This is a genomic window from Kitasatospora sp. NPDC127035, from assembly GCF_042726075.1.
In the GTDB taxonomy this organism is placed as follows: Bacteria; Actinomycetota; Actinomycetes; order Streptomycetales; family Streptomycetaceae; genus Kitasatospora.
Map to the genome: position 1 here is coordinate 46,316 of NZ_JBHXDN010000006.1, position 22,136 is coordinate 68,451.

At 74.9% G+C, this 22,136-nt stretch carries 20 protein-coding genes; 16 read left to right on the plus strand and 4 right to left on the minus strand.

The window, feature by feature from the left end; genetic code table 11:
- Positions 1 to 40 precede the first annotated feature (40 nt).
- From ACFWIC_RS05300 to ACFWIC_RS05340, 9 genes are all read left to right on the plus strand, one after another.
- The gene (locus ACFWIC_RS05300) at positions 41 to 1,153 is read left to right on the plus strand and encodes a radical SAM protein (RefSeq protein WP_355405797.1); all 1,113 of its coding nucleotides are present in this window, start codon (positions 41 to 43) and stop codon (positions 1,151 to 1,153) included.
- The gene (locus tag ACFWIC_RS05305; protein ID WP_380515999.1) at positions 1,146 to 3,512 is read left to right on the plus strand and encodes an AMP-binding protein; all 2,367 of its coding nucleotides are present in this window, start codon (positions 1,146 to 1,148) and stop codon (positions 3,510 to 3,512) included. The genes ACFWIC_RS05300 and ACFWIC_RS05305 overlap by 8 nt, the downstream gene beginning before the upstream one ends.
- The gene (locus tag ACFWIC_RS05310; RefSeq protein WP_329878929.1) at positions 3,512 to 4,285 is read left to right on the plus strand and encodes an SDR family oxidoreductase; all 774 of its coding nucleotides are present in this window, start codon (positions 3,512 to 3,514) and stop codon (positions 4,283 to 4,285) included. Before ACFWIC_RS05305 ends, ACFWIC_RS05310 begins: the two co-directional genes overlap by 1 nt.
- Positions 4,282 to 5,568, plus strand: a complete 1,287-nt coding sequence (locus ACFWIC_RS05315; protein WP_380516002.1) for a Gfo/Idh/MocA family protein — start codon at positions 4,282 to 4,284, stop codon at positions 5,566 to 5,568. Before ACFWIC_RS05310 ends, ACFWIC_RS05315 begins: the two co-directional genes overlap by 4 nt.
- Positions 5,568 to 6,803, plus strand: coding sequence for an LLM class flavin-dependent oxidoreductase (locus ACFWIC_RS05320; protein ID WP_329878927.1), 1,236 nt, complete (start codon positions 5,568 to 5,570; stop codon positions 6,801 to 6,803). Before ACFWIC_RS05315 ends, ACFWIC_RS05320 begins: the two co-directional genes overlap by 1 nt.
- Positions 6,804 to 6,846: 43 nt before the next feature.
- Positions 6,847 to 7,800, plus strand: coding sequence for a transglutaminase domain-containing protein (locus ACFWIC_RS05325; RefSeq protein ID WP_380516005.1), 954 nt, complete (start codon positions 6,847 to 6,849; stop codon positions 7,798 to 7,800).
- 159 nt (positions 7,801 to 7,959) lie between these two features.
- Entirely contained in the window at positions 7,960 to 8,328 is a 369-nt protein-coding gene (locus ACFWIC_RS05330; protein WP_329951573.1) for an MmcQ/YjbR family DNA-binding protein, read from the plus strand.
- Between the two features lie 68 nt (positions 8,329 to 8,396).
- Positions 8,397 to 8,792, plus strand: coding sequence for a VOC family protein (locus ACFWIC_RS05335; RefSeq protein WP_329878924.1), 396 nt, complete (start codon positions 8,397 to 8,399; stop codon positions 8,790 to 8,792).
- Between the two features lie 28 nt (positions 8,793 to 8,820).
- On the plus strand, positions 8,821 to 9,753 hold the full coding sequence (locus ACFWIC_RS05340; protein WP_380516009.1) for an ROK family protein: 933 nt from the start codon (positions 8,821 to 8,823) through the stop codon (positions 9,751 to 9,753).
- A 170-nt stretch (positions 9,754 to 9,923) separates the two neighbouring features.
- Here ACFWIC_RS05340 and ACFWIC_RS05345 read toward each other — a convergent pair whose 3' ends face one another.
- The 4 genes from ACFWIC_RS05345 to ACFWIC_RS05360 are packed head-to-tail and all read right to left on the minus strand — an operon-like array spanning position 9,924 to position 13,550.
- Positions 9,924 to 11,294 (minus strand): alkaline phosphatase family protein, encoded by a 1,371-nt coding sequence (locus ACFWIC_RS05345; protein ID WP_329878922.1) that lies wholly within the window; start codon positions 11,292 to 11,294, stop codon positions 9,924 to 9,926.
- A gap of 11 nt (positions 11,295 to 11,305) precedes the next feature.
- On the minus strand, positions 11,306 to 11,821 hold the full coding sequence (locus ACFWIC_RS05350) for a type II 3-dehydroquinate dehydratase (protein ID WP_380516012.1): 516 nt from the start codon (positions 11,819 to 11,821) through the stop codon (positions 11,306 to 11,308).
- 40 nt (positions 11,822 to 11,861) lie between these two features.
- A complete protein-coding gene (locus tag ACFWIC_RS05355; RefSeq protein ID WP_380516015.1) occupies positions 11,862 to 13,247 on the minus strand; it encodes an alkaline phosphatase family protein in 1,386 nt (461 codons plus the stop codon).
- Positions 13,248 to 13,265: 18 nt separating this feature from the next.
- On the minus strand, positions 13,266 to 13,550 hold the full coding sequence (locus ACFWIC_RS05360; protein WP_329951576.1) for a phosphopantetheine-binding protein: 285 nt from the start codon (positions 13,548 to 13,550) through the stop codon (positions 13,266 to 13,268).
- A gap of 685 nt (positions 13,551 to 14,235) precedes the next feature.
- Between ACFWIC_RS05360 and ACFWIC_RS05365 the strand changes: the two genes are divergently transcribed.
- From ACFWIC_RS05365 to ACFWIC_RS05395, 7 genes are all read left to right on the plus strand, one after another.
- A complete protein-coding gene (locus ACFWIC_RS05365) occupies positions 14,236 to 15,402 on the plus strand; it encodes an aminotransferase class I/II-fold pyridoxal phosphate-dependent enzyme (RefSeq protein WP_380516018.1) in 1,167 nt (388 codons plus the stop codon).
- A gap of 60 nt (positions 15,403 to 15,462) precedes the next feature.
- Positions 15,463 to 16,116 (plus strand): HAD-IA family hydrolase, encoded by a 654-nt coding sequence (locus ACFWIC_RS05370; protein WP_380516021.1) that lies wholly within the window; start codon positions 15,463 to 15,465, stop codon positions 16,114 to 16,116.
- Complete coding sequence (locus ACFWIC_RS05375; protein ID WP_380516024.1) at positions 16,113 to 17,225, plus strand: LLM class flavin-dependent oxidoreductase; 1,113 nt, start codon at positions 16,113 to 16,115, stop codon at positions 17,223 to 17,225. The genes ACFWIC_RS05370 and ACFWIC_RS05375 overlap by 4 nt, the downstream gene beginning before the upstream one ends.
- Positions 17,226 to 17,228: 3 nt before the next feature.
- Positions 17,229 to 18,821, plus strand: a complete 1,593-nt coding sequence (locus ACFWIC_RS05380; protein WP_329951580.1) for a serine hydrolase domain-containing protein — start codon at positions 17,229 to 17,231, stop codon at positions 18,819 to 18,821.
- 113 nt (positions 18,822 to 18,934) lie between these two features.
- Positions 18,935 to 19,777 (plus strand): methyltransferase domain-containing protein, encoded by an 843-nt coding sequence (locus ACFWIC_RS05385; protein WP_380360318.1) that lies wholly within the window; start codon positions 18,935 to 18,937, stop codon positions 19,775 to 19,777.
- Between the two features lie 7 nt (positions 19,778 to 19,784).
- Positions 19,785 to 20,642, plus strand: a complete 858-nt coding sequence (locus ACFWIC_RS05390) for an SAM-dependent methyltransferase (RefSeq protein WP_380516028.1) — start codon at positions 19,785 to 19,787, stop codon at positions 20,640 to 20,642.
- A 4-nt stretch (positions 20,643 to 20,646) separates the two neighbouring features.
- Positions 20,647 to 22,011: a cytochrome P450 gene (locus ACFWIC_RS05395; RefSeq protein ID WP_329951582.1), complete on the plus strand. Its 1,365-nt coding sequence runs from the start codon at positions 20,647 to 20,649 to the stop codon at positions 22,009 to 22,011.
- Positions 22,012 to 22,136 lie beyond the last annotated feature (125 nt).

Genomic DNA, 22,136 nt, shown 5'->3' on the forward strand with positions numbered 1-22,136 from the left:
CGCCCGCCCAGCCAGCTGACCGCGAAAGGACCGAGACCCCATGCCGTCCACCACGCCACTTCCCCTGATCGGCAACGACCTCGTCATCAACGAGGACTCCTGCAACCTGAGTTGCACCTACTGCCTGACCGGGCAGAGCAACCTCAAGGAGGGCCACTCCCTCAAGCTCATCTTCGACCCGCCCAAGCGCGACGACTACTCGCCGACCACCGACCTCGGGCGGCGCATCAACACCGTGGCCGGCCGGCTGCACGGCCGCTTCGACCTGCCGCTGCTCAAGGTGACCGGCGGTGAGATCTTCCTGGTCCGCGGCATCATGGACTTCCTGGAGGAGCAGTCCGCCCACTACGAGGTCCTGGTCATCCAGACCAACGGCGTCCTGGTCAACGAGGAGCAGCTGGCACGGCTGCGCTCCTTCGGCAACGTCGTCCTCCAGATCTCGCTGGACAGCCACCTGTACACCGGCAACAGCTACCGGGTGCAGTCCGAGTCCCTGCACGCCAAGGTGCTCCGCACGATCGGCCGGATCCTGGAATCCGGCCTGCCGGTGGAGATCTACGGCGTCCTCAACGACCGCAGCATCACCGAGCTGTGCGAGTTCGCGGGCTGGCTCGGAGGCTTCGACAACCCGCCCACCTTCTTCCCGTTCCCGGTGCGCGGCCCGGACTCCGAGACCTTCAAGGTCCGGCCGGACCAGATCGGCCACATCGAGGAACTCGTCCGGCGCTACGACGAGTTCGCCCACATCCTGCCGCCGCGTCCGTACTTCGACCGGCTGCTCAGCTTCTACCGCGAGGGCAAGCGGACCTTCCGCTGCCACCTGCCCCGGCTGGTCGTCTCCACCTTCAGCGACGGGGTGGTCACCCCCTGCCCCAACATCTGGTTCTCCGACATGGGCAACGTGCTGTCCGACGAGGCCGAGGGCGTCCTCGACAAGCTCGGCTCCAGCGGCCTCTACCAGGCGCTGCTCGCCCCCCGGCCGCGGCTGAGCGCCTGCCACGGCTGCTTCACCCCGTGGGACACCCTGTCGATGTACTTCGAGAGCGAGATCACCCTCGACGAACTGTGCACCGCCCCCACCTACGCCCCGCCCCGGATCCGCGGCATGATCGAGCAGGCCAAGGCCGACTACCTGGCGGGCGCCGATGTCTGACGCCGCAGGGTCCGGCCCGCAGACGCTGCTCGGCGCCGTCGGCCGGCTCGACCCCGACCGGGAGGTGCTGCCGGGCCTGACCGCCGGCGCCCTCCTGGCCGCGGCCGGGGCCGCCGCGGACGCGCTCGCCGCCGAGGGCGTCGAGGGCGAGGCGGTGGTCCTGCGGCAGCCCAACGAACCCGCCTGGGTGACCGCCTTCCTGGCCCTGCTGGCGGCCGGCGCCCACCCGCTCCCGGTCGCCCCCGACACGCCGGACGCCGAGGTCGCCCGGCTGCTCGCCGCCGCCGGCGGCGGCCGGGTCCTGGACGCGGCCGGCCTGCGGCCGACCGGTACGCCCGGCCGGAAGTCCGGGGACGCCCCCGCGGTGCTGCTGCCCACCTCGGGGTCGACCGGTGCGCCCAAGCTGGTGCGGCGCTCCGAGGCGAGCTGGCTCTCCGAGGCCCGCCGCTACCGTGACGGGGTCGGCCTCACCGCGCGGGACACCCTGCTGCTGCCGGTCCCGCTCTCCCACGCGTACGCGCTCGGCTGGCTCTGCGGCGGCCTGCTCACCGGGGCGGCCCTGCGGCCCGTCCCGCCCACCGCGCTCGGCCGGGTGGGCCGTGAACTCGCGGACGGCGCAACCGTGGTGGCCCTGGTACCCGCCACCGCCCGGCTGCTCGCCACCCGCCGCCGGCTGAAGGCCCGGCGGGCCGCCCCGGAGGACCCGCCGCCCGCCCCGGCGCTGCGGATCGCCATGGTCGGCGCGGGCCCGGTCGACGCCGCGCTCGACGCCCTGTTCCGCGAGGCCTACGGGATCGGACTGGCCCGCAACTACGGTTCCACCGAGCTCGGTGCCGTCCTCGCCGGGCCGGCCGGGCTCGCCCCGCTCGACAGCGGCTCCCCGCTGCCCGGCGTCACCGTCCGGCTCGTCGACCGCGCCACCGGCGCCGAGACGCCGGACGGTCCGGGGCTGCTCCGGATCCGCACCGACGCGCTCGCCGACTGGCACGACACCGGTGACCTGGCCCGGCGCCAGGGGAACACCCTGCGCGTCCTCGGCCGCGAGGGCACCGCCGTGCGGCGCGGCGGACGCTGGGTGGCCCCGTTGGAGATCGAGGCGGTGCTCCGCGGCCACGACGGCGTACGGGAGGTCCGGGTCGGAGCGCGGCGCCGCGCCCACGAGGGCGAGGACGGCATCGTCGCCGAGATCGTGGTCGCCACCGGCGGGCCGGACGAGAAGGAGCTGCGCGCGTACGCCGAGCAGCACCTCGCCCCGTACAAGGTCCCCGACACCTTCCTCCTGCGGGCCGCGCTGCCGCGGACCGCCGCCGGGAAGGCCGCCGCCGCGCCCCGCTACCGGCTCACCCCGCGCGCGCTCGCCGCCGCCCGGGCCTACAAGGCCTCCGAACTGCTCTTCGCCCTGCACCGGTTGGGGCTGCTCGACGCGCTCTCCGACGGGACCGGGCTCGCCGAACTCAGTGCCGGGTCGGGCTGCGACCCGCGCGCCCTGGAACTGCTGCTGGACACCGCGACCGCGCTCGGACTGCTCGACGCCGGGCCCGCGACGGCGCCCGCCACCGGGCCCGCCGCGGACCCCGCCACCGGGCCGGACCCGGCCGGGCCGCGCGTCCGGGCCGCCGAGCTGATCGCCTTCGTGGAGCTGGAGGAACGCCTCTCCCGCGACCTCGTCACCCGCGAGACCCTGGCGGCCGTCGCCCGCGCCGGCCTCGCCGGGCGCGACTTCGACCGCCGCTCCGCCGCCGACCCGGCGCACACCGCGCTGGTCCGGGCCTACCAGGGCGCCATGGGCGGGCCGGCGGCCCACGCCCGCACCGCCCTCGGACTCCGGCTGCTCCGCCCGCGCCCCGGCGCGCGGCTGGTGGAGGTCACCGCCGGCGCGGGCCGCTACCTGGAGCGCCTGCTCGCCGCCGACCCCACCGCCACCGGCCACCTCTGGCAGGCGGGCCGGCTCGCAGGACCGCCCTCGCCGGCGGTCGTCGAGGCCGTCGAGGCGGGGCGGGTCACCGTCGGGCCGCATCCGCCGCGCGGCGGGGCGGACCTCTGCGTCGTCGCCAACGCCGTGCACGACCCCGCCTCGGGCGCGCGGCTCACCGAACTGCTGGAGACCCTGCGGCCCGGCGGGAGGCTGCTCGTCGACGACGTGTTCCTGCCGTCCGCCGGCGATCCCGCGACCGCCGCCGCGCCCGACCTGGCCGGCGGCGCCGAACTCGCCCTCGACTGGCTGACCCACGGCGGCACCGACTGGCCCACCCTCGACGCGCTCGCCGCCGGGCTGGCCGAAGCGGGCGCCGACGTCGTCCGCAGGCTGCCGTTCGAGGGCTCCCCCTGTCATCTCGTCATCGTGAAGGAGGCCGACTGATGGGCGAATCCTCCGCCCGCATCGCGGACAGCATGGGACAGCACGGCCGGGTGGTCGTGGTCTCCGGAGCCTCCGGGGACATCGGCCGGGTCGTGGCCCGCCACCTCGCCGACCTGGGGGCCACCGTGGTCGCCGGCTACCACCACGGCGAGGAGCGGGTGCAGAAGCTCGCCGCCGAGATCGCCGAGACCGGCGGCACGTTCGTCCCCGTCCAGGCCGACCTGGCCACCCCGGACGGCCCCGCCCGGCTGGCCGGCACCGCCCTCGACCGGTTCGGCCGGATCGACGGCCTGGTGGCCGCCGCCGGGCTGCGCACCCGCCGTCTCGCGATGGCCACCGACGCCGCCGCGCTGGAGACCCTGCTCCAGGTCAACCTGGCCGGTTCGATCAACCTCGCCAAGGCGTGCCTGCGGCCGATGATGCGGGCCCGGTACGGACGCATCGTGCTGTTCGGCTCCCGGGCCGGCACCAGCGGCCTGCCCGGCCACAGCGCCTACGCCGCCACCAAGGGGGCCCTCCAGCCGTGGGCCGCCTCGCTGGCCGGTGAGGTCGGCAAGCACGGCATCACCGTCAACGTGGTGGCACCGGGGGCGATCCGGGCCGAGGTCATGGACTTCTCGCCGGAGGAGCGCGACCTCGTCCTCAAGTTCATCGGCGCCGGCCGGCTCGGCGAGCCCGAGGAGGTCGCCGCCGCGGTGGCGTTCCTGCTCTCCCCGGGGGCCTCCTACGTCAGCGGCAACACCCTCGTGGTGGACGGCGGTGCGCGCTTTTGAGCACCGCCCCGGGCGCCGGCACCACTCCCGGCACCGGCGCCGCACCGCTGCGCACCGCCGTCCTGGGTGCCGGCTGGGTGGCCCGCGAGGTCTGGGTGCCGCTGCTGGAGGCGCACCCGGCGTTCGAGGTGGCCGCCGTGGTGGACGCCGACCCGGAGGCGGCCCGCGCGGTCGCCCCGGCCGGCCGCGCCGTGCCGGTCGCCGCACGGCCGGAGGAGCTGGCGGACGTCCCGCTGGACGCCGCCGTCGTGGCGCTGCCCAACCACCTTCACGTCCCGGCGGCCCGGGTGCTGCTGCGGCGCGGGGTCCCGGTGTTCGTGGAGAAGCCGGTCTGCCGGACGGGCGAGGAGGCCCGGGCGCTGCGCGCCGCGACCGCGCCCGGCGCGGGGGTGCACGCGTGGAGCGCGGCCCGCCACCGCGGCGACGTCCGGGCGCTGGCGGCCCTGCTGCCGGACCTCGGCGAGATCCGCGCTCTCGGCCTCAACTGGACCAGGGCGGCGGGGATCCCGCAGCGCGACGGCTGGTTCACCGACCGCCGGCTGGCCGGCGGGGGTGCGCTGCTCGACCTCGGCTGGCACCTGCTGGACGTCGGGTTCGACCTGCTCGGCTGGCCCGACGTCGCGCGGGCCCTGGGCAGCCTCTCCGGCGACTGGCTGGGGCGGGCCGAGGGAGCGGCCGACTGGAGCGCCCGCCCGGTCGCGCCCGGTGCCCCGTCCGGCCGGCCACCGGGAGCCCCCGCCGAGCGGGTCGAGGACACCGCCCGCGGCTTCCTGCTCACCACGACCGGCGTGGCGGTCACCGTGGAGTCCCGGTGGGCCTCGCACCAGCCGCTGGACAGCACCGTGATCACCGTGGAGGGCTCCGAGGGCGTCGCCGTGCTGCGCGGCACCTTCGGCTTCAGCCCGCACCGCCTCGGCCGCTCCTCGCTCACCGTGCTGCGGCGCGGCCGGGAGGAGAGCGTCCCGCTGCCCGAGGAGCCGGTCGGCGCCGAGTACGGGCGCCAGGTCGACGAACTCGCCCGGCGGCTCGTCCGGGCCCGCTCCGACGGCCCGGGACCGGGCCCCGGCCCCGGCCCCGGGTCGGTGGCGGGAACGGGGCGAGCCCCCGACTCGCTCGCCGAGATCGCCGTCCTCGCGTCCTGCGTCGACCGGCTGTACGCGTCGGCCGGCCGCCCCGCCCCCACCGACCGGGGACCCGCCGCCGACCCGGGACCCGCCACCGACCCGGGACCCGCCACCGCACCCCACCCCCGAACCGCCGACCTCCCGCACCGGAGCCGCTGATGAAAACCGCCTACTTCACCCACGTCTGGGGCCGTGAGAACCTCACCGTCCGGGACCGCTACGACGAGCTGTGGCGGGAGGTCGAGGCCGCCGACCGGCTGGGCTTCGACTACGCCTTCTCGGTGGAGCACCACTGCACCCCCCGGGAGAGCTGGATGTCCTCCCCGGTGGCGTTCGCCACCGGCGCCGCCCTGCGCACGGAGCGCATCCGGGTCGGGCCGATGGGCTGGGTGCCGCCGCTGCGCCACCCGCTGCACGTGGTCGAGGAGGTCGCCACCCTCGACCAACTCCTCGGGGGCCGGCTGGAGGTGGGGCTCGCCTCGGGCGTCAGCGACGAGCCGTTCCTGCCGTTCGGCGCCGACTTCGCCAGGCGCAAGGTGCTCAACCGCGAGTGCGCGGACCTGCTGCGCACCGCGTTCGCGGCCGAGGGGCCCTTCGACTTCGACGGTCCGGTGCACCGGATGCGCGACATCGAGCTGTCCTTCGGCGCCGTGCAGCGACCGCACCCGCCGATCTGGATCCCCACCGGCGACCGCGCGACGCTCCGCTACCTGGCGACGATCGGGGGCCACACCGCCTCGACGATGATCGTGCCGCGCGCGGCGACGGCCACGGTCTACCGCCACTTCGTCGACTGGTGGCGGGCGGGCGGCCGGACGGGGGAGCCGAACATCGGTTACTGGAGCCTGGTGCACGTGGCCGAGACCGACGCCGAGGCGGAGTCCCGGGCCGCGGACCAGGTCGTCGACGCCTTCGTCAACACCCTGCGCTACGGCTCGGTGAAGCGCTCCGGCACGCCGGCCGCGCCGGCCAGCAGGCTCAGCACCGCCGACATCCTGGCGGGCTGCCACGACTTCAAGTTCCTGCTGGACCAGAACCTCGTGTTCGTCGGCTCCCCGGAGACCGTGGCCGAGCGGATCCGGGCGGCGGCCCTGGAGGGCTGCTTCAACACGCTGTTCGGCGAGTTCGTGTTCGGTGACATCGCGGGCGCCGAGGCGATCCGGTCGATGGAGCTGTACGCGGAGGGCGTGCTGCCCCGGCTGGCGGACTTCTCCCCGTTCGCCGCGCAGGAGGCGGAGGCCGACGGGCCCGACGCGCCCGCCGGCGACCGGGCGGACGGCGGACCGCGGGAGCAGGGGCGGACGGCGGTCCCCGCCGCCGTCCCGGGCCCGTACAGCGCGGACGAACAGGACGAGGTCGCCGCGCGCCTCGAAGCCCTCGGCTACATCGACTGAACCCGAGCGACCCGACGATCCGAGCGACCCGGAGGAACCCCCGATGGCGACACCCGTCGGCAGCACGGCACGCGAACAGCACGTGCCGGAGCCCGCCGCCCTCGACGAGCTCGTCCGGCGGCTGCGGCAGGTGCCGGACCGGCAGCGGCGCTTCGCCGTCACCGCGACGGGCGCCCGCCGGCTGCACCGGATCCGGCCCGAGCTGCTCGCCGCCCTCACCACCGCCGGCGTCCCGTACGTCGGCGAGGGCGGCGACCGGCTCTACGACGGGTACGACCTCGGCAACACCGCCCTGCACCTCGGTCTGGTCTCGGTGCAGAGCCGCTCCATGCGGTCCTGGGCCAAGGCCCTGGAGACCGCGGCCCCGGCCGGCCCGGAAGGGAGCGGCCGGGGCTACCGGGTGGAGGTGGTCGCCGGGTGCCCGGCCCCCGGGCACCCGGGGCGGTGCGGGTACGGGGTGCTGACCGCCGCCGGGCGGCGGCGGGCCGAGGGCGGGCCGGTGGACGCCCGGCTGGCCGGGCTGCTCGTCCGGCCGGTCGCCTCCTGGCCCGAACTTCCTTCGAACATCAGGGAGTTGCTTGCCGAGGTGGAGGGCATCGGGTTCTTCCTGCTGCCCGAGGCGGTGCGCTGGGACCAGGAGTTCATGTGGCACACCCGGATGGCGGACTGCGGGGGTGCCGCCGCCTGGCTGGTCTCCGAGGGTGAACGGCGCGGGATGAGGACGCGGTTCTCCTTCGGGCTGCTGGTCGCCCAGCCCTACTCCACGCCGCACTGCTGGGCGGAGTTCCTGGTCGACGGCGTGTGGGTGCCGGTGGATCCGCTGCTCGTCCGGGCGCTGAACGACTGGGGCGGGCTGGACGCCCGGTCGTTCCCGCCCGACGGCCGGCCCGGCGCGCTCTTCCACCGGCTCTCCGACCGCTTCACCAAGGTGGTCAGCCACGCCGGCGTGTGGGCCCAGGTGTCGCTCCCCACCGAGCGGATCGAGGAGGGCGGTTGAACCGCCCGACCGGCCCTTGCAGGGGCGACAGTCGGTTTTCGGACATCTCCCCGCTACGGCCTGTGTCGTGGCCGTGACCACTCCGCGCACGGCCTAGGCTGGGCACTGACCCTGGAGCCGTGGGGCCCCAACTCTCTTTGGACGACGGAAGGATGGGGCATGACTCCGCAAGAGCTGTCCGACTTCGCGCTGGAACTCCCGGGCACCACCGACGACGAGGCGTTCGGCCCCGGCGCGACGGTGTTCAAGGTGGAGGGCAAGGTTTTCGCCATCCTCCAGGACGAGACGTCGGACCAGACGGCCCAGGTCACCCTCAAGTGCGAGCCGGACCTCGCGCTCCATCTGCGCGACCAGTACCCGGCCGTGGGACCCGGGTACCACGTCAACAAGCGCCACTGGAACACGGTCGTCCTCGACTCCACCGTCCCGGTCCCCGAAGTACGGGAGATGGTGGAGCACTCCTGGGACCGCGTCGTCGCGGGCATGCCCAAGGCGGCCCGCGACCGGCTCCGGCTGCAGCGCGGCTGAGGCCGGCCGGCGGTCCCGTTCCCGACCCGCACTGACCTGCACGAACCGAGCGAGAGAGAGCACTGCTCATGGCAGTCCCGAAGCTGACCCTGTTCGCGATCGTCGCTGACGACCTGGCCAAGTCCCTGGCGTTCTACCGCCGCCTCGGGCTCGACATCCCCGCCGAGGCGGACTCCGCGCCGCACGTCGAGGTGGTCCTCGACGGCGGTCTGAAGCTCGCCTGGGACTCGGTCGAGACCGTCCGCAGCTACGACGCGGAGTGGCAGGCGCCGACCGCCGGCAGCCACCGCTTCGCCGTCGCGTTCGAGTTCCCGGACGCGGCGTCCGTCGACGCCAAGTACAAGGAGCTGGTGGGCGCCGGTTACGTCGGCCACATCGAGCCCTGGGACGCGGTCTGGGGCCAGCACTACGCGATCGTCCTCGACCCGGACGGCAACGCCGTCGACCTGTACTCCGCGCTGTAGGACCGATCTCCCCACGGAGGCCCGGGTCGTGACACTGCTGGGGATCGACGTCGGCGGGACCAAGGTCGCCCTCGTGCTGGAACGCCCGGGCCTGCGCCGACCGGTGCACGCCCGCTTCGACTGGCCGCGCCAGGCCGACCGCCGGGCGGACCGCCCGGCCGACCTCCGGGTCGGCCGGGAGGCCGATCTGGCGGCGCTCGCCGCGGCGGTCGTCCGGATCACCGGCGCGGCCGGTCCGGGCGCCGTCCGGTCGGCCGGGCTCGCCCTGCCGGCCACCGTCCGGGACGGCCGGCTCACCTCCTGGCCCTCCCGGCCCTCCTGGGCCGGGCTGCGGCTGGACACGGTGCTGGAGCGGGTCCTGCCGGGCGTCCCGGTCCGGTACGAGGACGACGGCAACCTCGCCGCGCTCGCCGAGGCCGCCCGCGGCGGCGTCCGTGACCTGGCCTACCTGGGGCTGGGGACGGGCGTCGGCGGCGGGATCGTGCTCGGCGGCCGGCTGCACACCGGCCCGTACGGCGGCGCCGCCGAGGTCGGCCACCTGGTGGTCGACCCCGGCGGCGCCGGCTGCGTCTGCGGGCGGACCGGATGCCTCCAGGCCGTGGCCTCCGGCCCGGCGACGCTGGCCCGGGCCGCCGCGGCCCGGGGTGCGCCGGTCGGCCCGGAGGAGTTCCGGGCCGGGCTCGCGGAGGGCCGGGCCTGGGCGCTCGGACCGCTGCGGGAGACGGCGGCGGCGCTGGCCGTCGCGGTGGTCAACCTCGGGGAGCTGCTCCAGTGCGCCGAGGTGCGGCTGGGCGGCGGGTTCGGACACGGGGTCCCGGGGCTGGTCGGAGCGGTGCGGCGGGAGGTCCGCCGGCTGGCCCGGCCCGGGGTCGCCCCGCCGGCCGTCCGCCGGGCGCGCTGCGGGGCCCGGGCCTCGCTGCACGGGGCGCTGCTGCTGGCCCGCGGGGCGGCGGACGGCTGACCGGCGCCCCGGCCTCCGGAACCCCCGGGCACCCCGTCCGGTGCCGTCCCGCGGCCTTCCCGGGTCCTTTCCGGACCGGCCGTCCCGCGGCCTTCCCGGACCCGCCCCGAACACCCGAACACCCGAACGCCCCTCCCGGGAACGTCGGAGGGGCGTTCGGGTGTCCGCCGTCAGTGCGGCAGCCGCCCGCCGGGCAGCCCGAGCAGCTCCCGCAGCGCGGGCGCGACGTCGTAGATCGAGAGGCCGTCGGCCCGGCCCGGCGTGACACCGGGGGAGTCGAGGAGGAAGACCCCGGTGTCCCCGTGGTTGGCGTGGTCCGGGCCGGTGTCGTTCTCCGTGGTGTACAGCCCCTGGCCCATGCCGAGCGTGGCGAGTGCGCGCCACCGCAGGTTGCCCACGTAGACGAGCAGGTCGGGGGCGATGCCGTTGACCTCGGGGTAGAGCTGGTCGGGGCGCAGGGCCCGGGTGCCCATCGGCTGTCCGGCGTCGTCGGGCAGGAGCTCCAGGGCGGTCGCGATCCGGTCGAGGGTGTCCTGGTACTCGCCCGCGGGCACGGTGCCGTGCGGTTCGCGGCCCTCGACGTTGAGGAAGATCCGGCCGTAGTAGCCGCCCTCCGCCCAGGCGGTGGTGCGTTTCCAGTCGACGTCCGCCTTGGCCATCGGGGTGGGCCCGGCAGGCTCCGTGGCGAGGACGAGCAGACCCTCCTTGCGCAGCCACTCGTTGATGAACAGTCCGCCGACCATCGGCTGGGCGCCGTGGTCGGACACCACCAGGACGGTGGTGTTCTCGGGCAGGCAGGCCAGGAACTCGCCGATGTGCCGGTCCAGCGCCCGGTAGTAGTCGCGGAAGAGGTCGATGTAGGGATTGCCGGGCTCGTGCCGGGGGTGCTCGGGGTCGCAGTACTTCCAGAAGCCGTGGTGGAGCCGGTCCGGTCCCATGTCGACGAAGGAGAGGAACTCCCAGTCCTGGGTGGTGGCGAGGTGCCGGGCGACCTGGAAGCGCTGCTCGCTCAGGTCGAAGATCTGCTGGGAGACCCGGGCGAGTTCGGGCGAGCGGAAGTTCTCGACGTCGAGCGCGTACCCGCCGGTGAGCTTCTCGATCTCGTCGCGCAGTCCGGGCGGGGAGGTGTACTGGGCCCGCGTGGAGGGGGCGAGGAAGCAGGAGACCATGGCGCCCCGGATCGGGGTGGTCGGGTAGGTGCCGGGGACGCCCAGGACGACGCTGTCGCGGCCGGCGGCGGTCATCTCGTCCCAGATCCGGGGCGCCCGGATGCTGTGGGAGGTGGCGAAGGCGAGCGGGCCGTAGTCGTGGGCGGCGCGGTCGCGGAAGCCGTAGACGCCGAGTTCCCCCGGGGTGCGGCCGGACATCATGCAGGACCAGGCGGGCATGGTGATGGGCGGGTCGACGCTGCGCATGGGGCCCCACAGGGAGCGCCGGCGCAGCGCGGTCAGGACGGGCATGTCGTCGGCGAACCGGTCGAACAGCAACTGCGGGGTCGCCGAGTCGAGTCCGATCACGGCCACCCGGCCGGGGTGGGGCATCTGGTTCTCCCTCAGGGAGTCGGTCCGAGGACGGCCTGGGCCTTGTCGTCGGGGCGGTCGGCGGGGCTGTTGTCGGGGTGGCCGTAGGGGCGGTCGGCGGGCACCAGCAGGGTGAGCGAGCGGGCGGCGACGCGGTAGCCGAGCGCCCCCATGCCCATCACCACGCCGGCGGCCAGCGGCGCCGTCACCGAGGTGTGGCGGAAGCTCTCGCGGGCCCAGACGTTGGACAGGTGCACTTCGATCCAGGGCGGGCCGAAGTCGGCGAGCGCGTCGCGCAGGCCCCAGCCCGCGATCATCAGGGCGCCCGGGTTGACCACCGCGCCCGCCACGTCGCCGTGCCGTTGCAGGGCGTCGATCAGCTCGCCCTCCCCGTTGTGCTGCGCGGAGACGACCTTCCAGTCGCGGACGGCGGCCTCCTCGGCGACGGCGGCCTCGATCTCGGCGAGGGTGGTGGTGCCGTAGATCTCGGGTTGCCGGGTGCCGAGGGTGCCGAGGTTGGGGCCGTTGAGCAGCAGGATCCGGCTCACGGGCGCCCGCACCTCCCCCTCGTCCGGCGGCTTCGCCGGGTCACGTCGCCCGCGCCGTTCCGCCGGCGCCGAGGACGACGGCGCCGTCCAGCCCGAGCGGGTGGACCCCGACGGCGGCGAGCAGGGTCGGCGCGACGTCGAGCATGTCCAGCGAGGCGGGTCCGGTGCCGCCCGGGGCGGCGGGCGGCGGGGCGGCGCCGCGCCGGTAGAACAGGGCGTTGTCGCGGGTGTGGGTGCCGGTCAGGGTGTCGGTGCGCAGCGGCGCCCTGCCGCCCCAGGCGCCGCGCAGCTGCACGCCCCCGGCGGGCAGGGCGAGCAGGTCGGCGGCGTGGTCGAGCAGTGGGCCGTGGTAGAGCTCGGTGGGGCGGTGGACCGCGGCGACCAGGAGCGGGCCGTCCACGTCGGTGCCGACGCGGACGCCGTCGCCGCGCAGCCGCAGCAGCTCGTCGGCGATCTCGTCGGCGAGCGCGTCGGCCTCGGTGTCGGTCAGGCCGCCGCGCGGGAAGCGGTGCTTGCGGTGGAGGTAGATCCGGGCCGGGTCGAGGGCGAAGGCGTGGCTGCGGGTGTCGAGGTCGGCGAGCTTCGCGGTGGTGTCGAGGTCGGCGAGGTGGCCGGCCTCCCGCAGCCAGGCGTTGAGGTAGAACTGCCGGTCGACGGGGCCGAATCCGTGGTCGCTGACCAAGAAGAGCTCCTCGTCGGGGCGGCAGACGTCGGCCAGCCGGCCGGCGCAGTCGTCGACCAGGCGGTAGAAGTCGCGGACCGCGCCGTGCAGCGGGTCGGCGGGGTCGGCGACGGCGCGCCAGAGGAAGTGGTGGACCCGGTCGGTCTCGGTGAGGACCGCGATGCCGAGGTCCCACGGCTCCTGGGTGAGGACGTGCACCATGGCGTCGGTACGGGCCCTGAGGGCGCGTCCGGCGCGGGCCAGGAAGCCTGCCGGGTCGTCCGCGACGTCGCCCACCTCGACGTCCAGCTCGTAGGCGAAGCGCTTGAGCTCCGGGAGGAGGCGGCCGGGGGTGACGGCGTTCTCGATGCGCGGTGCGACGAAGCCGGAGACCACCACGCCGTCGACGGCGGGCGCCGGGTAGGTGCCCGGCACGTTGAGGCAGACGGTGCGGCGGCCGGCTGCGGAGGCGAGTGCCCAGAGGGCGGGTTCGCGCAGGTGCAGCAGGTTGGGGAAGCAGATCCGGTAGCCCTCGTCGGGGACGAGGTCGGTGAAGCCGAAGATGCCGTGCCGTGCCGGGTTGGTGCCGGTGAGGAAGGTGGCCCAGGAGGTGGAGCTGATCTCCGGGACGGGGGCCCGCAGCGGGGCGCAGTACCCCTCGGCGAGCAGGGCGCCGAGGCGGGGCATGACCCCGTCGGCGGCGAGCTCGGCGAGCAGGGTGCGGGGCATGCCGTCGAGCCCGATGACGAGGGCGCGCTCTGCCATGGCTGCCGTCTCCCCGGTTCAGGCGGCCGGGGTGCCGGTGCCGGCGCCGGTTCCGATGCCGGACGTCCGGCCGTGGACGTATTCCGCCAGGAGGTCGAGATCGTCGATCAGTCTGATCGAAAGGTCCTCGTCGGCGATCTCCACGCCGAACTCGCTTTCCACCCAGATGAGGAACTCGATGGTATTGATCGAATCGAGTCCGAGGGCCTCGACGAGTCCGCGGTCCGGTATCTCGGAGGGCGCGACGGACAGTTCGAGCGAGTCCACGAGAACCTTGCGCAGTCGGGCCTTGATCTCTTCCACGGCGGGGGTCCTTTCGGCGAAGGCGAGGAGGACGGCGGGAATGATCGCCGACGATCGTCGGCGTTTCCGATCGATCTTCGTGAACGACCGGGAGTGATCGGAATGTGCGCGGCCGGCCCCGGGGGCGGTCGGGTGGAGCAGGCCGGAGCGGCCTGCGGGCCGTGCGGGGCGAGGCTCCCGAGCATGGTTCATTTCCCGGCGGCGTACCACCTTACGGGAACGTATTTTTCGCGTCAGGCATGTGCTTCTGGCCATTTCCTGCTGTCCGGACGGCCTGAACGATCGGTCGCGAACGGAGCCCGGGGCGTTTCTGCGCAGCGACGTCCCGGTCGTCCGACACCGTGTCGGCGGGTGGCGGGAAAACGCCGGTGCCGATGGGCGTCGAACCCGGTCGGACGCTTGGTGTTGACGTGTTCGGGATGACCTGGCCATGATTTGCGTGGCTGAGCGAACGGTTGTCCACCCCCCTCCCTGCCGGCCATTTCTCACGGAGCAGTACGCCCGAGGCCGGCCGGTCCGAGGTTTTCGATCGGTGGCCCCGCCCACGTCCGAGCGGCAGTCCGGCGGGTCGCGTCACACCCGGTGTCCGGCGGCTCCGCCCGACGGACGGACCGGTTTGCAGCAGGGTCGCCCCCCGTGTGCGGCGGCCTGCCCCCATGCCGCACACGACCGAGAGGCCCGACCCATGTCATCCATTCCGGTCCAGTCGCCCCTGACGTTTCCCGCTTGGCCGCAGCACGGTGCCGAGGAGCGTGAGGGCCTTCTGCGCGTCCTGGAGCAGGAGGGCTGGTGGCGCAACGGGGGCAGTGAAGTCGACAGCTTCGAAAGGGAGTTCGCCGATCTGCACGGAGCCCACCGCGCCATCGCGACCACCAACGGCACGCACGCGCTGGAGCTGGCCCTGTCGGTGCTCGGCGTCGGGCCGGGCGACGAGGTGATCGTCCCGGCCTTCACGTTCATCGCCACCTCGCTGGCCGTCCAGCGGGTCGGCGCCGTGCCCGTCCCGTGCGACGTCCGGCCGGACACCTACAACCTGGACGTCGAGGCCGCCGCCCGGCTCGTCACCCCGCGGACCAAGGTGGTCATGCCGGTCCACATGGCCGGGCAACTGGCCGACATGGACGCACTGGCGGAACTCGCCGCCGCCACCGGCGTGGCGGTCCTCCAGGACGCGGCGCACGCGCACTCGGCCCGCTGGCGCGGCAGCCGGGTGGGCGAGCTCGGCTCGATCGCCGCGTTCAGCTTCCAGAACGGCAAGCTCATGACGGCCGGCGAGGGCGGCGCCGTGCTGCTGCCGGACGACGAGACCCACCGGGAGGCGTACCTGCGGCACGGCTGCGGGCGCCCCCCGGGCGACCGGCTCTACGCCCACCTCACCCAGGGCTCCAACTTCCGCATGAACGAGTTCTCCGCCACCGTGCTGCGCGGCCAGCTGTCGCGCCTGGAGGGGCAGGTGACCCTTCGGGAGGAGCGCTCGCGGCACCTGGCCGCCCTGCTCGGCGCAATCCCCGGGGTGGTGCCGCAGGACCGCGACGAGCGCTGCGACCGCATGGCGCACTACATGGCGATGGTCCGGCTCCCCGGCATCACGCGCGATCGCCGGCTCGCCGTGGTGGACGCGCTGCTCGAACACGGCGTGCCCGCGTTCGTGGCCTTCCCGCCGGTCTACCGCACCGCCGGCTACTTCCAGGGGCCGGCCGTCGGCGACGTCGACGAGATCGCCAAGCGCTGCCCGGTGTCCGAGGAGATCGGCTCCGACTGCCTCTGGCTGCACCACCGGGTGCTGCTCGCCGACACCCCCGTCCTCGACCGGCTCGCCGAGGTGTTCGCGGACGTCGTCGCCGCGAACTGATCCCGCCGCCGAGCCCACCGTCCGGACAGATCGGACCAACTCCCAAGGAAGCGGCAGTAGATGACGGTGCATCAGGCATTTTCCACCGTGGTGTTCGATCTGGACGGCGTGCTCATCGACAGTTTCGGCGTGATGCGCCAGGCGTTCGCCGCGGCCTACCGCGAGGTCGTGGGCGACGGGGAGCCGCCGTTCGACGAGTACTGCACCCACCAGGGGCGCTACTTCCCGGACATCATGCGGCTGATGGGACTGCCCGAAGGGATGGAGCGGCCCTTCGTCGAGGCCAGCCACCGGCTGATCCACGAGGTGGAGGTGTACCCGGACGTGCCGCTGGTGCTCAAGCGGCTCCGGGAGTCGGAGGTCCGGACCGCGATCGCCACCGGCAAGTCCGGCGACCGGGCGCGGACCGTCCTGGAGGTGGTCGGACTGCTGCCGCTGCTGGACACCGTCGTCGGCAGTGACGAGGTGGACCGGCCCAAGCCGGCCCCGGACATCGTCCGGGAGGCACTGCGCCGGCTCGCGAGCGAGCCCGGCGACGCCGTCATGGTGGGCGACGCGGTGATCGACATCCAGAGCGGGAGGTCCGCCGGGACCGCCACCGCGGCAGCCCTCTGGGGCGAGACCGCCACCGATCAACTCATCGACGAGAAGCCCGACTTCGTGCTCGCCAGGCCGACGGACCTGCTCGCCCTGGTGCAGGGGGGTGTCCGGTGAGCGCCGGGGCGGCGCAGGCGCCGCGCTGGAGCGTCGCGGCCCCGCAGGGCGCCGGTCTCGAACTGGCCGGCCTGGGCGGGTCCGCAGCCTGGCGGACCGTCGTCGAGACCGCCGCGCTGGCCCGGGACTGCGGCTACCACGCCCTCTGGCTGGAGGACCGCACCGACACCCTGCCGCGCCGCGAGGCACAGCCGGTGGTCGAGGCCTGGACCGCCCTCGGCGCGCTCGCCGCGACCCTGCCCGGCATCCGGCTCGGCCTGCTGGCCGCGGGCCCGCCGCACCGCAACGCGGTGGTCCTCGCCAAACAGGCCGCCTGCGCCGACGTCATCTCCGGGGGGCGGCTGTCGCTCGCTCTGACCACCGCCGGACCCCTCCCCGAGCACGTCGCGGCCGGCACCGTGCCCGGCACCGCCCTGGCCGCGGCCGATCCCGCGGCCGACCGCGTGGCGCACCCCGGGACCGACCTCGCGGCTGATCCCGCGCCCGTGCTCGCCGAGACCATCGAGGCCCTGCGGGCCCTGTGGTCCGGCACCCGGACCGACGCGCCCGGCCCCGCCGTCCCGCTCGCCGGTGCGCACGCGGTACCGGTCCCGGTCCAGCCGCGGCTCCCGCTGGCCGTCCGGGTGGACGCCGCCGCACCGGACGCGGCCGCCCGGCTGCCGGAGGCCGCGGTCCGCGAGTGCGCCGCCGTCCAGTGGCAGGGCGAACCCGAGCAGGTCGCCGCCGCGATCCGGGCCTTCGGCCGCCGCCGGGAGGAGCTCGGCCTGGCCCCGGAACAGGTCCGGCACGCGCTGGTCGCCGAGGGCCGGGTCTTCGACGACCGGGTGGCGCGCGACCGCTGGCTCTCCACCCCGCACGTCGTGGTGTTCTGGAGCCACCACCCCGATCTGCTCGCCCGCCGCAGCCTGTACGGGACACCGGACCAGCTGGTCGAGCGGGCCGCCCGGTACACCGAGGCCGGGGTGGGCGAGTTCCTGCTCTGGTTCCGCGACTACCCCGCGACGGAGAGCCTGCGCAGGTTCGCCGCGGAGGTCGCCCCCCGGGTGCCCGCGCCGCCCGCACCGGTCCCCGTCCCCGTCCGCGTCCCCGTCCCCGTCCGCGAGGGGTGACCGATGCCGACCGCCGCCCCCGCCCTGCTCACCCCGGACTGGCTCGCCGCCGCCGGCCGGCTCGCCGCCCCCGACCCGGCCCCGCGCAGCACGGTCGCCCTGCGCCTGGCGATCACCGACCCGCCGCCCGGCACCGCCCCGGCGGCCGACCTCCTGGTGGACCTCGCCGGCGGACGGCTCGCGGTGACCGCGGCGGCCGGCGATCCGCCCGGACTCCTGCTCACCCTGCCCTACGCCGCCGCCCACACCCTGCTGCTCGGCCCGGCCCGGGCCCGCGCGGAGATCCTGGAACGCGGCGACGTCACCGTCCTCGGCAACTTCAGCCTGCTGTTCTTCGTCGACGCCGCGCTGCAGCGCGACCGGGCCGGCCAGGTCGCAGCCCTGCGGGCCGGCACCGCCGCACTGCCGCCGGGCGCCGCCCCCGCCGCCGGTCCGGAACCCGTCCCGGTGGGCACCGCCGACCCCGCCCCGGCCGACGTCGACGCCGTCGCCCGGGCCGCCGACGTCCTCCCGCGCACCCTGCGCGAACTGGGCCGCGAGGTCGGCACCTCGACGCCCGGCGCGCAGTTCTACGCCTCGCTGCACGGCAAGCCGCTGGCCGACGTCGGACTCGGCCTGGCCCGCCCCGGGGTCGCCATGTCGGCCGGCTCGGCGCCGCTCTGGTACTGCTGCGCCAAGCCGCTGCTCTCGGTCGCGCTCGGCCGGCTCTGGGAGGCGGGCGACTTCGACCCCCACCTCCCGGTGGCCCACTACCTGCCCGAGTTCGGGACCGCCGGCAAGTCCGCGATCACCTCGATGGACCTGCTCACCCACACCGGCCCGGTGCCCACCGGCGCGGACCCGCTGCACGGCGTGGTCACCGGCCCGGACGACGAGCGGCTCCGCCGCGCCCTCGCCACCGTCGTGGAACCCGGCCCCGCCGGCGCCGGTCCCGGCATCAACTACAGCCAGTGGTGGGCCTGGTACGTGCTGGCCCGGCTGCTGCCCGCCATCGACGGGCGGGACTACCCGGCGTACGTCGAACAGGAGATCCTGCGCCCCTGCGGGATGGACCGCACCAGGGTCCACCTCTCCCCGGAGGACTACGACGCGTACGGCGACCGGCTGCCGCTGATCCACGTCAGCAACCTCGGCGACACCCCGCAGCCCACGTACTTCTGGTCGACCCGCGGTGCCACCACCCGTTGCGTGCCCGGGGTGAACACCCGCGGCCCGCTGGGCGATCTCGGGCTGCTGCTGGAGATGCTGCTGGCCGGCGGTGCCGCGCCCGGCGGCCGGATCCTCGCGCCGACCACGGTGGCCGCGCTGACCGCCCGCCACCGCACCGGGCTGCACGACCGCTACGGCAACGCCGACTGGGGCTTCGGCCTGCGGCTCGAATGCCGCACCCTCGGTCCCGCGTACACCAGCTTCGGCACCCACGCCTCGCCCCGCTCCTTCGGCCACGACGGGCTGTGGACCGCCGTCGCGTTCGCCGACCCGGACGCCGGCCTGGTGCTGGCCGTCCACCTGAACGGCAAGGTCGAGCACGAGCGGCACCGCGAACGCATCGTCCGGATCGCCGACGCGGTCTACCAGGATCTCGGGCTCACCTGACGCCCCGCCCCGCCCCCGACGCCCCGCCCCCGACGCCCTGCACCCGACGCTCCGCCCCCGCTCTCCCGTCCCGGCCCCGCACTCCGGCCGGCCCCCAGCCAGGAAGGCGCCCGATGGCACAGCAGCCCGCGCTCCCGTTCCTCCCCGACCCCGCCGAGGTGGGCAGGCTCTACGACCGCTACACCGACCTGGGCAGCGCCACCCTGGGCGAGAGCCTGCACTTCGGCTACTGGGACTCCCCGGACAGCCTCGTCCCGCTCGCCGAGGCGACCGACCGGCTGACCGACCTCATGACCGACCGGCTGAACATCGGCCACGGCTCCCGCGTCCTCGACCTCGGCTGCGGCACCGGCGCGCCCGGCAACAGGATCGCCCTGCGCACCGGCGCCCAGGTGACCGGCATCTCGGTGAGCGGACGCCAGGTCGAGCGGGCCAACGCCCTGGCCGACAGGCTCGGCCTGGCCGACCGGGCCCGCTTCGAACACGCCGATGCGACGGACCTGCCGTTCGCCGAGGCCTCCTTCGACGCCGTGATCGCCCTGGAGTCGATCATCCACATGCCGGACCGCGCCCATGTGCTGGGGCAGGTGGCCCGGGTGCTGCGCCCGGGCGGGCGCCTGGTGCTCACCGACTTCTTCGAGCGGGAGCCGATCCCGGAGAACGGCCGGGCCGCCGTGGACCGGTACCTGCGGGAGTTCCTGATGACGATGATCCAGGCCGAGGACTACCCGCCGATGCTGCGCCGGGCCGGCTTCCGGTTCGAGGAGCTGACCGACATCAGCGAGCCCACCCTGCGCCGCACCTTCGTCGAGCTGTCCGAGCGGATCAGCGGCGCGGCCACCGACCTGTCCGCCGCCCACGGCCCGGAACTGGTCGACCGGTTCAACCCGCGCGACATGATCGACGTGGCCGGGTTCGGCCACCTCCTCGTGGTCGCGACCCGGACGGAGAAGTGAGCCGGCGATGACCACCGACCCCCGCGCCGACGACGACCTCGGCACCTTCTACGACCGGGTCAACGACGCCATGGCCGACGCCATGGGCGGCTACCTGCACGGCGGTTACTGGGACGGCCCGGTCGACCCCGAAGAGGTCGAACGGGCCGCCGACCGGCTGACCGACTTCGTCTCCGACCGCCTCCTCCTCGCCCCCGGTCAGCGCGTGCTGGACATCGGCTCCGGCAACGGCAAGGCCACCGCCCGGATCGCCCGCCGCCACGGCGTGCGCGTCACCGGCATCACGCTCAGCCCGCGCCAGGTCCGCCAGTCGACCGAGCTGGCCGCCGAGCTGGCGCTGTCCGACACGGTGGACTTCGAGGTCCACGACATGCTCGGACTCTCCTTCCCGGACGCCGCGTTCGACGCGGCCTACGCGATCGAGTCGATCTGCCACGCCGAGGACCGCACCGGGGCCTTCAGCGGGCTCGCCCGGGTGCTGCGCCCCGGCGCCCTGCTGGTGGCGACCGACTTCGTGCTGCTGCGCCCGCTGGAGACCGACGAGCACCGCAGGCTGGTGGACGGCGCCATGAAGAACTACCAGCAGGGTCCGATGCTCACCCAGGAGCAGTACGAGTCCTGTGTGCGGGACGCCGGCCTGGAGGTCGTGGACTTCACCGACATCGGCGAGTACGTCCGGCCGTCCTACCAGGTGGTCGGGCACAACCTCCTCCGCGGCGGGGAGAAGCTGCGGGATCAGGTCACCGAGGAGGAGTTCCGTTACATGGTCGAGGACCTCGCCGGTTTCGGCGACATCACCGAGCTCGGCTACGCCGTGGTCACCGTCCGGAAGCCGTCCGGCACCGCCGCCCGGCAAGGGGGCTGAGCCGATGTCGTCCACCGCGACCAGGCCCGGCGCCGCCGCCGCCGACTGGACGGCGGCCACCGCGCCGGGTGCGCTGCCGCTGCTGGGCCACCTGGTGCCGCTGCGCCGCCGGCCGCTGGAGTTCCTGACCGGGCTGCCCCGCCACGGCGACGTGGTCGAACTGAGGATGGGCCGCCGGACCGTCCACATGGTCTGCCACCCCGAGCTCGTCGGCCAGGTGCTCAAGGACCCGCGGACCTTCGACCGCGGCGGGCCGTTCTACGAGAAGACCAAGCTGCTGATGGGCAACAGCCTCGGCAACTGCCCCTACGCCGACCACCGGCGGCAGCGGCTGCTGGTCCAGCCGTCGTTCCGGCGGGAGCGGATCGCCACCTACCCGCAGGTGATGCGGGAGGAGATGGCCGCCGAGACGGCCGGCTGGCGCCCCGGCGGCACCATCGAGGCCAACGACCGGATGCACGCCGTGACGGCCCGGATCGGCGCGCGGGTGCTGCTCTCGACCGAGATCGGGACCGATCACGTGGACCGGATCCTGCGCTGCCTGCCGATCGTGCTCAAGGGCATGTACAAGCGGATGGTCGCCCCGGTCGGTCTGGTGTACCGGGTGCCCGGGCCCGAGTCGCGGCGCTTCGAGGGCGCCCTGGCGGACCTCCGGGAGCTGATCGACTCGATCATCCGGAACTACCGGGGAGCCGACCAGGACCACGGCGACCTGTTGTCCGGCCTGCTCGGCGCGCGCGACGAGGACGGCCGGGGACTCTCCGACCAGGAGATCCACGACCAGGTGATGAACTTCCTCACCGCGTCCACCGAGACCACCGCGACCGCCCTCGCCTGGGCGCTCCAACTGCTCGGCCGGCACCCCGAGTACGAGCGCCGGCTCCAGGAGGAGGCGGACGCCTTCGCCGCGTCGGGCGGAGCCGACGCGCACGGCCGGGACGGGCTGGACTACACCCGCCAGGTGGTGAACGAGGTGCTCCGGCTCTACCCGCCGGGGTGGCTGGTCACCCGGGTCGTCACCGCCGACACCGAACTGGGCGGCGTCCGGCTGCCGGTGGGCTCGGTCGTCTTCTACAGCTCGTACGCGCTGCACCGCAACGGCGAGCTCTTCCCGGACCCGGAGCGCTTCGACCCGGACCGCTGGTCGCCCGAGCGGGTGGGCGACGTGCCGCGCGGCGCGATGATCCCGTTCGGCGCGGGCAGCCGCAAGTGCATCGGCGACGACTTCGCGATGATGGAGACCACGCTGGCGCTCGCCACGATCGCCGCGCGCTGGCGGCTGCGGCCCACGTCGGACACGCCCGTCCACCCCAAGCCGCGGGCTCTGGTGGGCATGGGCGAGCTGCCGATGGTGACCGAACTGCGCTGACCGGGCTGTGGCGGGCCGGCTGCGGCGGGGGGGCGCGGGCGGCCCCCCCCGCCCCCCCCCCCGCGCCACGCAACCGCGGGTACTACCAGGCCCCCCCCCCCCCCAACAGGCGCCACGAGGGGGGC

Excerpts from the sequence above, each read along its gene's own strand:
- ACFWIC_RS05300 (WP_355405797.1), top strand. The coding sequence starts at position 41 with ATGCCGTCCACCACGCCACTTCCCCTGATCGGCAACGACCTCGTCATC.
- ACFWIC_RS05305 (WP_380515999.1), top strand. The coding sequence starts at position 1,146 with ATGTCTGACGCCGCAGGGTCCGGCCCGCAGACGCTGCTCGGCGCCGTC.
- ACFWIC_RS05310 (WP_329878929.1), top strand. The coding sequence starts at position 3,512 with ATGGGCGAATCCTCCGCCCGCATCGCGGACAGCATGGGACAGCACGGC.
- ACFWIC_RS05320 (WP_329878927.1), top strand. The coding sequence starts at position 5,568 with ATGAAAACCGCCTACTTCACCCACGTCTGGGGCCGTGAGAACCTCACC.
- ACFWIC_RS05325 (WP_380516005.1), top strand. The coding sequence starts at position 6,847 with ATGGCGACACCCGTCGGCAGCACGGCACGCGAACAGCACGTGCCGGAG.
- ACFWIC_RS05330 (WP_329951573.1), top strand. The coding sequence starts at position 7,960 with ATGACTCCGCAAGAGCTGTCCGACTTCGCGCTGGAACTCCCGGGCACC.
- ACFWIC_RS05335 (WP_329878924.1), top strand. The coding sequence starts at position 8,397 with ATGGCAGTCCCGAAGCTGACCCTGTTCGCGATCGTCGCTGACGACCTG.
- ACFWIC_RS05345 (WP_329878922.1), bottom strand. The coding sequence starts at position 11,294 with ATGCCCCACCCCGGCCGGGTGGCCGTGATCGGACTCGACTCGGCGACC.
- ACFWIC_RS05355 (WP_380516015.1), bottom strand. The coding sequence starts at position 13,247 with ATGGCAGAGCGCGCCCTCGTCATCGGGCTCGACGGCATGCCCCGCACC.
- ACFWIC_RS05365 (WP_380516018.1), top strand. The coding sequence starts at position 14,236 with ATGTCATCCATTCCGGTCCAGTCGCCCCTGACGTTTCCCGCTTGGCCG.
- ACFWIC_RS05370 (WP_380516021.1), top strand. The coding sequence starts at position 15,463 with ATGACGGTGCATCAGGCATTTTCCACCGTGGTGTTCGATCTGGACGGC.
- ACFWIC_RS05380 (WP_329951580.1), top strand. The coding sequence starts at position 17,229 with ATGCCGACCGCCGCCCCCGCCCTGCTCACCCCGGACTGGCTCGCCGCC.
- ACFWIC_RS05385 (WP_380360318.1), top strand. The coding sequence starts at position 18,935 with ATGGCACAGCAGCCCGCGCTCCCGTTCCTCCCCGACCCCGCCGAGGTG.
- ACFWIC_RS05390 (WP_380516028.1), top strand. The coding sequence starts at position 19,785 with ATGACCACCGACCCCCGCGCCGACGACGACCTCGGCACCTTCTACGAC.
- ACFWIC_RS05395 (WP_329951582.1), top strand. The coding sequence starts at position 20,647 with ATGTCGTCCACCGCGACCAGGCCCGGCGCCGCCGCCGCCGACTGGACG.